The organism is Psychrobacter sp. WY6 (assembly GCF_018448495.1).
Taxonomy (GTDB): Bacteria; Pseudomonadota; Gammaproteobacteria; order Pseudomonadales; family Moraxellaceae; genus Psychrobacter.
On record NZ_CP049902.1, the window covers coordinates 2,217,641 to 2,232,279 of the forward strand.

The 14,639-nt window shown below is 44.2% G+C and carries 7 protein-coding genes and 8 pseudogenes; 6 read left to right on the plus strand and 9 right to left on the minus strand.

The window, feature by feature from the left end:
- The first annotated feature begins 132 nt into the window (after positions 1–132).
- From hisC to G7Y90_RS11065, 5 genes and pseudogenes are all read left to right on the plus strand, one after another.
- Positions 133–1,274: pseudogene (gene hisC, locus G7Y90_RS11045) on the plus strand (histidinol-phosphate transaminase).
- Between the two features lie 165 nt (positions 1,275–1,439).
- A pseudogene (locus tag G7Y90_RS19110) lies at positions 1,440–3,746 on the plus strand (bifunctional prephenate dehydrogenase/3-phosphoshikimate 1-carboxyvinyltransferase).
- 307 nt (positions 3,747–4,053) lie between these two features.
- Positions 4,054–5,013, plus strand: a pseudogene (gene rarD, locus G7Y90_RS11055) (EamA family transporter RarD).
- Positions 5,014–5,063: 50 nt separating this feature from the next.
- A complete protein-coding gene (gene folB / locus G7Y90_RS11060) occupies positions 5,064–5,474 on the plus strand; it encodes a dihydroneopterin aldolase (RefSeq protein WP_060490980.1) in 411 nt (136 codons plus the stop codon).
- Positions 5,464–6,006: a 2-amino-4-hydroxy-6-hydroxymethyldihydropteridine diphosphokinase gene (locus G7Y90_RS11065; protein ID WP_250162382.1), complete on the plus strand. Its 543-nt coding sequence runs from the start codon at positions 5,464–5,466 to the stop codon at positions 6,004–6,006. The genes folB and G7Y90_RS11065 overlap by 11 nt, the downstream gene beginning before the upstream one ends.
- 160 nt (positions 6,007–6,166) lie before the next feature.
- Here G7Y90_RS11065 and G7Y90_RS19115 read toward each other — a convergent pair.
- A pseudogene (locus G7Y90_RS19115) lies at positions 6,167–6,899 on the minus strand (glucose 1-dehydrogenase).
- Between the two features lie 161 nt (positions 6,900–7,060).
- Between G7Y90_RS19115 and G7Y90_RS11080 the strand changes: the two are divergent.
- A pseudogene (locus G7Y90_RS11080) lies at positions 7,061–7,604 on the plus strand (DUF924 family protein).
- A 128-nt stretch (positions 7,605–7,732) separates the two neighbouring features.
- Here G7Y90_RS11080 and cysE read toward each other — a convergent pair.
- The 8 genes and pseudogenes from cysE to G7Y90_RS19135 form a co-directional block, all read right to left on the minus strand.
- A pseudogene (gene cysE, locus G7Y90_RS11085) lies at positions 7,733–8,658 on the minus strand (serine O-acetyltransferase).
- Positions 8,659–8,830: 172 nt separating this feature from the next.
- On the minus strand, positions 8,831–9,250 hold the full coding sequence (locus G7Y90_RS11090; RefSeq protein WP_250162385.1) for a YtoQ family protein: 420 nt from the start codon (positions 9,248–9,250) through the stop codon (positions 8,831–8,833).
- A gap of 115 nt (positions 9,251–9,365) precedes the next feature.
- Positions 9,366–10,259 carry an RNA methyltransferase gene (locus G7Y90_RS11095; RefSeq protein WP_201560204.1) on the minus strand — a complete coding sequence of 298 codons (894 nt, stop codon included), beginning with the start codon at positions 10,257–10,259 and terminating at the stop codon, positions 9,366–9,368.
- A complete protein-coding gene (locus G7Y90_RS11100; protein WP_250163973.1) occupies positions 10,259–10,522 on the minus strand; it encodes an Hpt domain-containing protein in 264 nt (87 codons plus the stop codon). The genes G7Y90_RS11095 and G7Y90_RS11100 overlap by 1 nt, the downstream gene beginning before the upstream one ends.
- A gap of 356 nt (positions 10,523–10,878) precedes the next feature.
- Positions 10,879–12,468: a helix-hairpin-helix domain-containing protein gene (locus tag G7Y90_RS19120; protein WP_502937431.1), complete on the minus strand. Its 1,590-nt coding sequence runs from the start codon at positions 12,466–12,468 to the stop codon at positions 10,879–10,881.
- A pseudogene (gene dnaE, locus G7Y90_RS19125) lies at positions 12,442–13,616 on the minus strand (DNA polymerase III subunit alpha); the annotation flags it as partial. The gene G7Y90_RS19120 and the pseudogene dnaE, both read right to left, overlap by 27 nt.
- Positions 13,597–13,956 (minus strand): hypothetical protein, encoded by a 360-nt coding sequence (locus G7Y90_RS19130; protein ID WP_502937450.1) that lies wholly within the window; start codon positions 13,954–13,956, stop codon positions 13,597–13,599. The gene G7Y90_RS19130 and the pseudogene dnaE, both read right to left, overlap by 20 nt.
- Positions 13,868–14,517: pseudogene (locus G7Y90_RS19135) on the minus strand (PHP domain-containing protein). The gene G7Y90_RS19130 and the pseudogene G7Y90_RS19135 overlap by 89 nt, the downstream one beginning before the upstream one ends.
- Between the last annotated feature and the right edge of the window lie 122 nt (positions 14,518–14,639).

Consider the following 14,639-nt stretch of genomic DNA (forward strand, 5'->3'; position numbering starts at 1 on the left):
CCTCGCGTGAAGCATCACATAATCATCTGCACTCGGTTGCCTTGGTTACCCTTGACTCGCTTTGAAATTGAACCAACGATATAACGCCGAATGGGTCACATCACTTGCCAAAATCATATCTAAGGATAAATCATGCCGTCATCTCATTCAGTAGAGTCAAATTTATCACCGCTTGTACCTGCCTACGATAGTATTTTAGAGCTGGTGCCTTATCAAACGGGCAAGCCGATTGAAGAGTTGACGCGTGAGTATGGCGTCTCAGATGTGGTAAAACTTGCCAGTAATGAAAACCCAAGAGGCTGCTCACCGCACGTCACGCTAGCGATTACTGAGCAATTGGGTCAGTTGGCACGTTATCCTGATGGCAACGGTTACTATCTAAAACAAGCACTGGCTGACTTCAATGATGTCAGTGTCGAGCAGATTACTTTGGGTAATGGCTCTGACGATTTGCTTGATATTTTAGCGCGTAGTTTTGCTGGTGCTGACGATGCTATCGTTTACAGTCAATATGCCTTTATCGTTTATCCGATGTTGGCTAAAATACAAGGGGCGACAGGTATAGAAGTGCCTGCACATCGCTTTGGTCATGATCTAAAAGCGATGAGTCAAGCGGTTCAAGACAACCCCAATACTAAAATAGTCTTTATCGCCAATCCTAATAATCCAACTGGCACACAGCTTGAACCTCAAGAGTTACGAGCATTTATGGCTAGCATACCAAGCTCGGTATTGGTGGTATTAGATGAGGCGTATATCGAATATAGCCCTGAGAGTAATAATCGGGCGTTGTTAGATGAATTTGATAATGTCGTCATCGTGCGCACTTTTTCCAAAGCTTATGGACTGGCGGGTTTACGTGTTGGGTATGCGCTTAGATCGTGGTGTAGCGGACTTACTCAATCGCATTCGTCAGCCATTTAACGTGAGTAGGGTGGCTTTAGCTGCTGCGCGCCTGCTGCACTTGCTGACTCAGACTTTATTGAAAAAACTCGTTTGATGAATGATGAGCAAATGCGCTGGTTAGAAAGCAGTTTGATGCGTTAGGGTTGGGTTTCATTAAGTCGCATGCCAACTTTATTATGGTAGAAATAGCCGTTGAGATGGAAGACATCACCGCTGCTTCTATTCATCAAGCATTGCTAGAGCAGGGTGTTATCGTCCGTCCATTAGAGAGCTATGGCTTACCGCATTGGCTGCGTATCACAGTAGGGGTGGCAGAAGAAAATATGCGCCTGATTGATACACTGCGCTCAATCTTGACTGATAATTGATAAGAAGTATGTTAGGTCGTTTTGGATAAGTAAATAATTTATTAATCATTTTTATGACACTAGCGTCGGCTTGTTTTAGTCATTCTGATGCTAGTTTGTTTAACGAGAAAAGCCGTGAGTCGCCAGCAAAACAATATAAGCAATCAAAACAATAATATGCAGTGTATGAATACTCAGCCGCCGTTATTTAAACAGATTTGTGTGATTGGTCTAGGGCTTATCGGTGCGAGCCTTGCCCAAGCCATTAAAGACAATGGTTTGAGTGAGCGCTTGGTGGCGGTTGATAGACATACACCAAGCATCGACGAAGCTATTCAGCACGGCTTATTAGACGCTGGTAGTGCTGTTTTAAGCGAAGTAGTGTTTGGTAGTGATTTGATTGTTATCGCCGTACCAGTACAAGCGGTGCAAACCGTATTTATCGATATCAAAGCAGCGATGGATAACGGACAACTTGCCACTGATTGCATCCTGACGGATGTTTGTAGCACCAAGGTCAATATCATTGACGCTGCCAAAGCCGTCTTTGGCTCATTGCCTATAGGTCTTGTTCCAGCGCATCCGATTGCGGGTGCTGAGAATTCAGGATATCATGCCAGACGCGCCACATTGTTTGTGAATCATAGTGTCATTATTTGTGAGCTACCTACTACAAGCAATGTAGCGATTACCAAGCTGCGGCAGTTATGGGAAGCGGTGGGTGCAAACGTTATGTCAATGGATGCGGAACACCATGATCGCATATTGGCGCACACCAGTCATTTGCCACATCTGCTTGCCTTCAATTTGGTTGAGCAATTGGCGAGCCATGATGACAATTTAGATATGTTCCGCTATGCAGCGGGCGGCTTTCGTGACTTTAGCCGTATCGCTGCCAGTGACCCTAAAATGTGGCATGATATATTTTTGCCAACGAAAGCGCGATTGTTAGCGCCCTTGATGAGTATGGCGTTTACCTACAGACCATGCGTCAGCTTATCATCGATAAAGATTCAACCGCCCTGATGGGACTTTTGGGCCGCGCGCAAGCCGCACGGCGACATTTTGGCCATATGTTAGCCAGCACCCCTTATACGGATACTTCTGCCATGTCAGCTTCTTATAATATTACTCCTAGCAATACGGTATTGGGCACTATTGCCATTCCTGGTGACAAGTCTATCTCCCACCGCAGCATTATGCTGGGCAGCCTTGCGACAGGCGTGACCAATGTCACTGGATTTTTGGAAGGGGAAGATGCGCTTGCCACCTTGCAAGCATTCCGTGATATGGGCGTGACCATTGAAGGGCCTGATAACGGCAAATTGACCATTCATGGCGTGGGTATGAACGGTCTGAAACCGAGTAAAACACCATTGTATATGGGCAACTCAGGTACTAGCATGCGCCTGCTGGCTGGTATCTTAGCGGCGCAATCATTTGACAGCGTGTTGACAGGCGATACCAGCCTGAACAAGCGTCCAATGGAGCGTGTAGCCGCACCTTTACGCGAGATGGGTGCAGTCATTCAAAGTACGGGTCATAGTGGTACGGCGCCACTTAGTATCACTGGTCGAGCGACTATCGGTAAGCCATTACAAGGTATCGATTATGAGATGCCTGTGGCTTCTGCGCAGATTAAATCTTGCTTATTGTTGGCTGGACTTTGGGCAGAAGGCACCACAACCGTTACCCAGCCGGAAGTCAGTCGTGACCATACCGAGCGTATGCTTTCAGCTTTTGGTTATCCAGTAACGGTCGATGGCAACCGCATTAGTGTTGAGGGCGGTGGTAAACTCACAGGTGGTGATATCGCTGTCCCTGCTGATATATCCTCTGCGGCATTTTTTATGGTCGCTGCTGCGATCAGCCAAAATAGCGAGCTGACCTTGACGCAAGTAGGTATTAATCCGACACGCACGGGCATTATCGATATCTTAAAATTAATGCAAGCAGATATCAGCTTAAGTAATGAGACACATGTCGGCGTGCCACGCTGATATCACTATTCGTAGCTCAAGCCTAAAAGGTATTGAAATCCCAGAGCATTTAGTGCCATTAGCGATTGACGAATTCCCAGTATTGTTCATTGCTGCCAGCTGTGCGCAAGGTCGTACGGTGTTGACTGGTGCCAAAGAGCTGCGCGTAAAAGAGTCTGATCGTATTGCAGTCATGGCAGAAGGATTACAAACACTGGGTATTGATTGTACTGTGACAGATGATGGTTTGATTATTGAAGGTAAGGGCATTGAAGGCGAAGGTATTGAGGGTCAAAATAGCAATATCAATAATAGCCAGCCTGTCTTTGGTGGCGGTCACATTACCTCGCACCATGATCATCGCATTGCCATGAGTTTTGCCATTGCCAGCTTACGTGCATCCAAGCAAATTACTATTGAAGGCGTTGAGACCGTCAATACTAGTTTCCCAGGATTTGCAGAGCTTGCCAATCACATTGGAATGTCTATTAAAGTTGATAATGCTGCGGTTTAATACCACAAACTCTATTAACTTGCTGAATAGTATTATTGGCTTTTGCAACACTGAGCTTTAAAGTACTGAATTGTAAAATGCTGGCTACAGCATTCCATAAAGTCTAAAAAGTTACTCGTTAGCCTTGATGTAAATGTTGTTTTTAAAGTTGTTATCGTTAGCAATGTGTTGATGCCTATATTGGCATGAGCGCATTGCTTTTTAACTTGTATCCTATCTGTAGTGACCCTGCGCTTTTGCCATTGAATTGATATAGAAATTAATATGGGGCAAGAGTGCGCTTTGCTCTAAAAAGTTGTACTGTACTATGACCACCCAAAACGTCATCAAAAAACCAGTTACGCCCATTAAAACAACCAGACGTGGCATCATCACCGCCCTCATTGCCTTTTTTATCTGGGGTGGGTTTCCATTATATTTTAAACAATTGGCCGCCTACGATGCGACCGAAATTATCGGTCACCGTATTATTTGGACGTTTGCTTGCTTGCTTATCGTGTTGGTATTCACCAAGCGCTGGCAGTGGATTGATACCTTAAAGAAAAATCCGAGATGGATCGCGTTCTCATTTATATCGGGTTTGATTATTGCCACCAACTGGCTCACTTATGTATGGGCCGTCAATCACGACCGTATTCTCGAAGCCAGTTTGGGGTATTTTATCGGACCATTGGTAGGCGTTGCGCTATCGATGATTTTATTCAAAGAGCGCTTACGTAGGCTGCAATGGGTTGCTATTGGTTTCGCCTTATTATCCGTGGTCATTCAAGTAGTTATGATTGGTAGCTTGCCATGGATATCACTGATTTTAGCCTTTAGTTTTAGTACTTATGGCACCATTCAACGGCAGACGCCTTTGACAGCTGTCGATGCTATGTTTCGAAACAACGATGTTGGTGCCGATTTGCTTATGGTGGTTCTGGCAAGCAGATGTGGTCAGTAGTCAATTGAGTTTTTGGTTTAGTCCCAATATTTGGCTACTAATGATCGCAGGGCCGATTACCTTGATACCGCTATTATTGTTTAATAAATCTACCAAGCTCGTTGCTTATAGCATTTTAAGTTTTATGAATTATCTGACGCCGACCTTTATCTTCTTCTTAGCGGTGTTCTATTATAACGAGCCATTGATTTACAACGTCTTGCAGTGTTTGGTCTGATTTGGTTTGGTCTGTTATTATTCAGCATTGACTTATGGCGTCATCGCCCTAGTAAAGCGCTAAAAGCCGCGCGTTTGCGTGAAGAGGCGTTGCAGAAAACCAATTAAAAAACCTGAGTTCAAAATCTAATTAAAATTTAGCAAACAAGGATGAGAGCATGTTTCATACCGAATCTGATGTAGTATTCGTTAAAGGCTTGACAGTAGAAGCAGTCATCGGTGTTTACGCGTGGGAGCGCGCAATCACGCAGCCGCTGCTGATTGATATAGCACTTGAAACAGATATCAGCCGTGCGGCTATCTCAGATGATGTCAATGATGCGCTGAATTATAAAGCGGTTTGCGATGATGTGAGCGCATGGTGCCAAGCGATTAAAGCGCAGTTGCTAGAGCATTTAGCGGGGCAAATCGCTGATAAGTTGCTTGCCAAATATAGCTGTCATAAAATCACTTTAAGCATTGCTAAGCCCACTGCTATAAAGCAAGCCGATGCGGTTGGGGTACAGATCACGCGTTATGCAACGGTCATTGAAAATAAGCCAGTTGTAAGCAAGGACGATGATGCATAATATGCATAAAAATTTGGCTGATTTGAGTCTTGAAACACTAAAAAAGCAGACGCCTGAACAGTTGCAAACGCAGTCTGTGACGGCAGTATTATTGGCTTTAGGCAGTAATTATCAATCTGAGCATTATCTGCCGCTTGTCCGAAAAGATCTAGCGGCGCTAGGGGAAATACAGTTATCTACTGCGTTTGAAAATCCTGACTTTACATCGACCGAAGCGCAACCAAAGCCCGATTATACCAATCAGTGCGTTTATCTGCGTTTGGTAGAGCCAATGACACTGCAACAGTTACAGCAGGTTTTTAAAGATCTTGAAGGAGACTGTCATAGACAGCGTCTAACAGAAGCTCAGACGCCAATAAAAAAAGTTACGATGGATATCGATATTCTATTGATAGAAACGCCATTGATAGAAGGTGTTTCTGATGAAAATAGCCTAAGCAAAAATAAGGACTTTGAAGAGTCTAATTGGATTGTAATGGCAGATCGTTACCCATTCAAAGCGCATGAAAGAGCAGGGGTAGGAGTTGATTAAAGATCATTTTTTAAAAGGTCACATGAAGCAGCCAAGATGCTATTCTAAATAAATAAAAGTTATTGAAGACACGCTCTAGTATTTTTCTTAAAACCTCTCAAAATAGAAGCTGAGCAAAATGCCCAGCCTATATCACATTTAAAAAGTTTAACTATTACGCCTACTGTGCGGTCAAACCACCATCAACGACAAACTCTGACCCCGTCGAGTAGCTTGAGTCATCAGAGGCTAAAAACAACACCATGCCGCTGACTTCTTCGGGCTGAGCAACACGTCTCATCGGAATAGTTTTGGCAAATGCTTCAACCGCATCTTTGGTATCGCCTTGCATAATCATCGGTGTGGCGATGACGCCTGGATGAATGGAGTTCACGCGAATGCCATGAGGGGCACACTCTAATGCTGCCGCTTTGGTCATACCGCGTACCGCAAACTTAGAATCGGTATAGCCGATAGCGCCGCCAACCAAACCATTAATCGATGAGATATTGATGATAGAACCTTGTTTGGCGGCTTTCATCGTTGGAATGACTGCTTTCATACCTAAAAAGACCGACACCTGATTAATCTCTAGAATCTTGCGATACGCTTCTACTGACGTATCTAAAAGATTTGTGCGTAGTGATACCTGCATTATTGACCAAGACGTCAATACGTCCAAAACGCGCTTCAGTCTGCTCAACGACTTGCGTCCAATCTTCTTCACTAGTAACGTCATGCTTAATAAATAGAGCGCTATCGCCAAGATCTTTTGCTAATGCGTCGCCTTTATCAGAATTAATATCGGTCAAGACGACTTTAGCACCTTCTTGCATACACAAACGTGCATGAGTCTCGCCCATGCCTTGGGCGGCACCAGTGATAATAATAACTTTATCTTGTAAACGAGCCATGAGTTTTCCTGTTTTTTTAGTTATGAATAATGAAAGAGTATAGGACAGAATTGTTGAATACTCCTTAGTGATTATGAAACCAAAAGTGAATGCTTTATGTTCTTGAATGATAGCTTCAAATAATGTTTTCGGCTGACTGTTTTAAATAATGTAGTGAGGAAATAATGTACAACGACATATTAAATTTCTGTTTTGATGAGGTGGGTAGTGAGAAATTTTTTGAGAAAGACATAGCGTTTGATCAATTATTAATAGAGCGATACAGCGATATACTTGAGCAAGCCGCCGCCGTAGAATTTTATACATGGCGAAGCAGCATAAAAGGGCGTTTAGCAGAAAATTATATTGGATCAATTTTCACGCAATATTTACCGTGATACGCCAGCGGCTTTTGCCCAAGATGCGATGAGTCTCGCGCTCGCGCAAGAGGCGGTGGCTGCCGGTGCATTAGAGGCGCTTGAAACTATAAATGAGCGTAAGTTTTTATTGATGCCTTATATGCACAGCGAATCAAAACTGATTCATCAGCAAGCAGAAAAGCTATTTAAGCAATATACCAATGCAGATACCGTGGATGCTGAGCTTAAACATAAAGTGATTATCGATCGTTTTGGTCGTTATCCGCATCGTAATGACATTTTAGGACGGGTTTCAAGTAGCGAAGAAATAGCGTTTTTGACGCAGCCTGACTCATCTTTTTTATAAATATTGTCTGTTAAATATTGTCTGTTAAATAGCTAGTCAGTAAAGCGTTGTTTATCAATTGGTTAAAATAGAAAAAGAGGCTGTTTAGCCTCTTTTCATTCAGTATCGACGACAGCTAGAATAGAAGGTTACTTCTGCTCAGCGCCTATTTCATCTATATCGGCACGACCAATCACATCGATATCCTCTAAGCATAATTTATCATATTCTTTTTTACAAAAGTCAGGATCGATTTTGCACATCGCTGCTTGTAATTGATCTAAGCGATTTTCTGATTGTTGAATATGCTCTAGCATTTTAGCAAAAGCTTCAGCCACAGGATCTTGTGAGGTTGGATCGATACCATAAGCTTGAAAAGCAGTTTCGCGTACTGAGCGGTTGGTGGCTTTTTCATCTACTGCCTTTTTATCTATGCCATTATCTGTAGAAGCAGCTTGCGCTACTTTTTCTTGTTGCTTGGCATCATCGACTTTTTAACAATCGGATTGCCTTTTTCGTCGTGATGGTCTGATATCATCCGAGCGGCGCTGCCGACCATGGTCGCACCTGCTGGTACTGCCTTTACTACGACGGCATTTGAGCCAATTTTAGCGCCTTTACCGACAGTAAATGGCCCCAATACTTTAGCACCAGCACCAACGATAACCCCATCTTCCAAAGTAGGGTGGCGCTTGCCATTATTCCAAGAGACGCCGCCAAGCGTGACCCCGTGATAAAGCGTCACATCATTGCCAATCTCTGCCGTTTCGCCGATGACAATGCCCATACCATGGTCAATAAAAAACCGTCGACCGATTTTAGCAGCAGGGTGTATCTCAATACCTGTGATGATGCGTGAGCCATAAGAAATTACTCGCGCCGCCAGTTTTTGCTCGTTTTGCCACAGATAATGGGCACCGCGATGTAGGACGAGCGCGTGGATGCCAGGATAAGTCAAGATGACTTCCAGACTATTACGTGCAGCAGGATCACGGTTAAATACCGCATCGATATCTTCTTTTAGGTCTTTTTTGATGCGTGAAAGTGATTTGAATAAGGCCGTTGGCAATGACATAAATTGTCCTATCGTATTTTTGATTACAATCAATTTAGTTATAGCAGCTTTGCCGCACAAAATATAGCGATGAGCGATAAATAAAAACAGACGACTGACAGATAAAATGCCAGTCATTGACAATTTATCTATAGGCAATTATTTATGATTTAGCTATCACTGACAACATATTTTAGCAGCTCGACAACTTGCTCTGGCGTTGCGCCCAAGCCATTGCCGCCGCATCGACTTCTTTTAACGGATGAATAATATCTTCAGCATGAAGGGTAATGTACGGCTTGCTTAAAGCCGCGCAGTAGCCAGCATCGAATGCAGCGTTCCACTGTTTATATTTATCACCAAAACGAATAATAGCAATGTCGCACTTTTGAATCATGTTTTTGGTGCGAATCGCATTAACTTTTGATGACTGATGGTCGCGCCAGAACCCATTGTCATTTTTACCGAGTACGTCACCGGCGGCATCGCTGGCTTCATGTTCAGTGACTGCTGAGGTAAAGGTAATATCTAAACCTTGGTCTTTCGCGCCTTGCATGATTTTTTGTCGCCAGTCGGTGTGTATTTCTCCAGACAAATAAACGTTCCAATTCATCATCAATTCCTTTTTATTATTGAATCATATCATTTTTAAAATCATAGCATTTGTAAATGCTACTGCTGTTATTGCAATAGCAACTCAACGCCAGAAACCTGGCATATTAAAAGCTTTAGTCTTTTGCAAGTTTGGCAATCAAAGCACTGAGTAGCTGATACTCTTTTTGATCAAGCTGTAGGCGTGAGCCCAGTCGTGACAGTCGCGATGGTAAAGACTTCAAGTTTTCGCTATCGGCTAAACCTCGTTGAACCATCAGTTCAGTGGTGCGATGAGTCAGCTGTTGCAATTGCTGCTGGGTAATGGCGGGTTCATCCCATTGCTGACGTAAATGTACATCGAGTATTGGCTGAGTAGTGGTGCTCAAAGCAGTATCTAAACTATCCGCTGTCTGAGTGTGTGATTGCGCGTAAGCAAAAATAAAGCTAGCGATTACTTGCACGGCTGACGCGACATTGAGTACAGGATAAGCAGGGTTGGCATCGATTTGGATATGATAATCGGCATAAGCCAATTCTTCATTGGTTAATCCACGATCTTCACGCCCAAATAGGATAGCGATATTTGGTTTACTAGCAGTAACAGCCGATAGGGTATCAGCATTGCTATCGTCTTTGCTCGACACCGACTGTTTATCGATAAAATCAAACATAATCTTAGCAGCTTGCGTGGGTGTCACGACAGGGCGGGGCAAATGACGACTGCGACTGCTGGCAGCAAATACCAGCTGGCAATCCGCAATAGCAGATTCTAAAGTAGGTGCTATGATGGCTGATGATAGCAGCTCGCTGCCACCTGCTGCATGAGACACACTGGTTTCATCAATTGGTAGCTTGGGATCGACAACCGTCAAACGAGACAAGCCCATTGTGTGCATAGCGCGCGCTGCTGAGCCAATATTGGCAGGCAAAGTGGTATTAACCATGACGATTTGCACACAAGACAAATAGTCGCTCACTGTATGATGGACAGTAGATGCTGCTAATATAGGGGTAGAATCATTACTCATTACAACCCCAGTCTTAGATTGATTTCTTGTTCTGCGCGTTGCAATGCGACGGCGATATTTTCAATCAGTGCCGCTTGCTCGCTGATAAGACGCTCGCGGCAGCGCTCTTGTAACTGGCTGCTCAAGTTCATTAATTGGGTCGTGCCCAAGTTGGCGCTGGCCCCTTTTAACGCATGAGCAACCTCAAAACCATTGGCATTGTCATTTTCTTGCTGAGCGACTCGCAGCGCACTTACTCGCTGCTGACTATCAGTGATATACACTTGTATCAAGTCAGCAAAGTCTTTTCTAATAAATCACGCATGTCTTCAAATTGCTCATGATTAATGATTTCTTCAGCTTGGTGAGCCATATTTTTATTTGGGGTTTCATCCATGGTTTTATGTCCAATTCTAAAAGTCAAAACGGTAAAGGGTTTGTAATAAATACGTCAATGTTCTTCAGGTGTTAGGGCGTGTCCTCATTTCAATCAATTACTCTCTAAATGGGCTAAACATGGCTAAATTTTGTTAAACATCGTCGAATAGCTTATCAATATCTCGATATTAACATCGCTATCTTCCTTGTTTGACGGCAATTTATCTCATTTTTATCACCATTTTTAAAATGAGGATACGCCCTAGCTATAATGGAAATGTAAATTGTCTTCACTAACCATATTCTTTAATTGCTGTAAGTTGTCATCGTTGGGATAGATGCGCCAGTGCTCAGATAGTCCTACGTTAGCGATGCCAAATTCCTCATAAATGCTCAGTCCCAGTGGCAGACAATTATCATTAATGGAGGCGTCAGTATTGCTCAAAGCATTGTTCACATAGCTTTGATTAGCATTATTTTGATTTATGTCATTTTCTAGTGCCAATAAATCATTGCCATTTTCATCATACAAACTTCCGCCCATCGCAGCATCGTAGCCATTAAAGCTGCCATTTTGCTCGTCTTGCTCGTTGTCATGAGACAGTTTTGGTGCTGGAATAATGCTGGCTTGTGCAGACTTGAGTAACGGTTGCAGTCGCGTCAGCAGATTGATATCGCTGCCATGAATTTTAATACTGATTTTTTTCATCCATCTTAGGCGCGCATCGACCATGCTCATGGCACTATCAAGACGGGCAAATAAACGCCCATCACGCTCACGAATGCTGCCTTTGATGATGACGACTTCATCAATTTTCAACTGTTCTTTGACACGATTGAAACGCTCGGCATAGCAGCTTACTTCCAGCCTTGAAGTGCCGTCATCTAAGATAATGACATTGCGATTACCAAAGTTGGCAATATCAATAATCAATCCGGCGAAATAACAGCTACCGTTATAGCCCGTGTCAGTCAGTTTATCGAGACGAGTGCCTGAGGTATAGCGTTTTAACTCATCCAAGTATTCATTGATTGGATGACCCGTCAAATACAATCCTAACGTGTTCTTTTCTGCTTTTAAACGGTGCTTATCACCCCAAATCAGCTCTGGCGTCATGACCAGTGGTGGCGCGGCAACGACACCATCCATTTCACCAAACAAATCCATCATGCCGATTTCGCGGTTTTGACGGTCTTGTTCAGCCGCTTGTACGGCACTTGGCAGCTGACTCATTAATGCGCCGCGAATCTCGTACGCTTCATCGGCTGGTAAATCTGGTCGCAGGGTAGCTGCAAAGTCATCAAAACATCCCGCGTTTATCAGTCCCTCTAAAGTGCGTTTATTGACCTTTTTAATATCTACACGGCGGCAAAAATCATAGAGATCTTTAAACGGACCTTCACGGCGGCGTGCATCAACGATAGACTCAACCGCACCTTCACCAACGCCTTTAATCGCACCCAAGCCATAAATGATATTGGTTGGGGTATCGGCAACAAAATGCCACTCACTGCGATTTACCGATGGATTAACAACGGTTAAATCAAAGTTTTCACGGCAATCATTGATAAAGAACACCACGTTGTCAGTGTTGTTCATATCTGATGTGAGTACGGCTGCCATAAACTCAGCAGGATAGTATTGCTTTAGATACGCGGTCTGATAAGCGAGTACACCATAAGCAGCCGAATGCGAGCGGTTAAAGCCGTAACCGGCAAACTTCTCCATCAAATCAAACACACCGCCTGACGTTGCTTCATCAATACCTTGCTCTGTTGCACCAGTAATAAAGATATCGCGCTGCTTAGCCATTTCTTCAGGTTTCTTTTTACCCATGGCACGGCGAAGCATATCTGCGCCGCCCAAGCTGTAGCCTGCCATGACCTGCGAGATTTGCATGACCTGTTCTTGATAGACAATAACGCCATTGTATTTTTAAAATCGGCTCAAGATGGGATGATCATAAATGACTTCCTCACGACCATGTTTGCGGTCGATATACATCTCTACCATGCCAGCGTCCAGCGGGCCTGGGCGATAAAGCGCACACATGGCGATCACATCTTCGATGTTGGTCGGTTGTAATTTCGCCAGATACTTTTTCATACCCATACTTTCTAACTGAAAGACGGCAGTGGTCTTGGCATCTTGCAAGAGCTTGTAGGCTTTTTTATCATCTAATGGTAGGTCTTCTAATACCAACGCATCTTTGCCTTCTTTGGCACGGCGCAGATTGATATTTCTGACCGCGGCATCAATCACGGTCAAGTTACGTAGACCCAAGAAGTCAAATTTTACTAGCCCAACGGCTTCAACGTCATCTTTATCAAACTGGCTGACACGGTGACCTTCATCATCACAATAAATCGCGCTAAAATCTGTGATTCTGTGCGGCGCAATCAATACGCCACCCGCATGTTTACCCACGTTCCGGCAAATACCTTCAAGCTTAATCGCCATTTCCCACACTTCAGTGGCATCTTCGTAATCCATATTGTCAGGATTGGAGATTAAGTCTTTGAGCTGCGGCTCTTGTTCAAGCGCTTGGCTTAAAGTAATCCCCGGTGTTTTGGGAATAAGTTTCGACATTTTGCTGGCAAGGAAGTAGGATTTCTTTGCGCACGTGCCACGTCACGCACCACCGCTTTTGCTGCCATCGTACCAAAGGTAATGATTTGCGAGACTGCTTCACGACCATAGGTTTGCGCCACATAATCAATAACGCGGTCGCGACCTTCAATACAAAAGTCAATATCGAAATCGGGCATGGACACACGCTCGGGATTCAAAAATCGCTCAAATAATAAGTCGTAATGAATAGGGTCGAGGTCGGTAATATTGAGCGAATAAGCAACGAGCGAGCCTGCACCAGAACCACGACCAGGACCGACTGGTACGCCATTGGCTTTTGCCCAGCGGATAAAGTCCATAACGATGAGGAAGTAACCAGGAAAGCCCATTGAAAGAATCACCTTTAGTTCATACTCTAAGCGGTCCATATCTTTGGCGAAACTCGCTCCAATTATCGCTACGTTTCTCGATCGGGAATAGTTTACCTAGTCGATTATTCAGACCCCGTATTGATTCTGCACGGAAAAACGATTCAATCGTCTCACCTTCAGGCACAGGAAAGTCAGGTAGGACGTTGATACCAAGCGTCAACGTCACATTACAGCGGCTTGCTAAGCGCAAAGTATTGTCAATAACCTGCGGAATATCAGCAAATAACTGCTGCATTTGCGCTTGGGTTTTAAGGTATTGTGCATCGGAATAAGTTTGCGGGCGATTTTGGTCGGCAAGTACGTAGGAGCCTGCGATACAAACCCGTTTCGTGAGCATCGAAATCATCCTGCTCTAAGAAGCGCACGTCATTATGCGCAATGATGGGAATATGATGCTTAGCGCCAGAGTGAATAGCCGCTTTAATAAAGGCGTCTTCACCTGAGCGATTGGTACGCTTAATCGCAAAATATAAGCGATCAGCAAATTGCGCCTGCCATTCTATTAGCAGCTCATCGGCTTTTTCTGGCATAGATCCAACCAATGCCTGACCGACGTCCGATTTTTCAGTGAATAAGACAATCACGCCTGCCGCATGCGCTAAAATATGACTGCGCTTGACGACTGGTACACCATGATTGGCATCGTCGGCGCGCCCTTCGGTAAAGCCAAGCGATACGATACGAGTGATGTTTTGATAGCCCTCGTTGTCCATCGCGAGTAGGGTGAGCCGTGTGTCTTCATTTTCCATGATGACTTCACTGCCGTAATGGGCTTGATACCAGCACCTAGGCAGGCACGATAAAACTTCACCGTGGCATACAGATTGGACAAATCGGTCAATGCCAGCGCGCGCTGATGGTCAGCCGCCGCCGCTTTGATAAGCGGCTTTATACGCACGATAGATCGGTGATTGAATATTCGCTGTGGATGCCAAGGTGAACAAATGCCATAGAACTCTTACTAGTACGATCAAAAGCAATAAGCTATCGATAAATAAAGGATGTGTATCCGTTATTTAT

Bases quoted from the DNA above. Each gene is read 5' to 3' on its own strand.
- G7Y90_RS11090 (WP_250162385.1), bottom strand. From the start codon at position 9,250: ATGAATTGGAACGTTTATTTGTCTGGAGAAATACACACCGACTGGCGA.
- folB (WP_060490980.1), top strand. From the start codon at position 5,064: ATGTTTCATACCGAATCTGATGTAGTATTCGTTAAAGGCTTGACAGTA.
- G7Y90_RS19130 (WP_502937450.1), bottom strand. From the start codon at position 13,956: ATGCTCACGAAACGGGTTTGTATCGCAGGCTCCTACGTACTTGCCGAC.
- G7Y90_RS19120 (WP_502937431.1), bottom strand. From the start codon at position 12,468: ATGCTTCGCCGTGCCATGGGTAAAAAGAAACCTGAAGAAATGGCTAAG.
- G7Y90_RS11095 (WP_201560204.1), bottom strand. From the start codon at position 10,259: ATGAGTAATGATTCTACCCCTATATTAGCAGCATCTACTGTCCATCAT.
- G7Y90_RS11065 (WP_250162382.1), top strand. From the start codon at position 5,464: ATGATGCATAATATGCATAAAAATTTGGCTGATTTGAGTCTTGAAACA.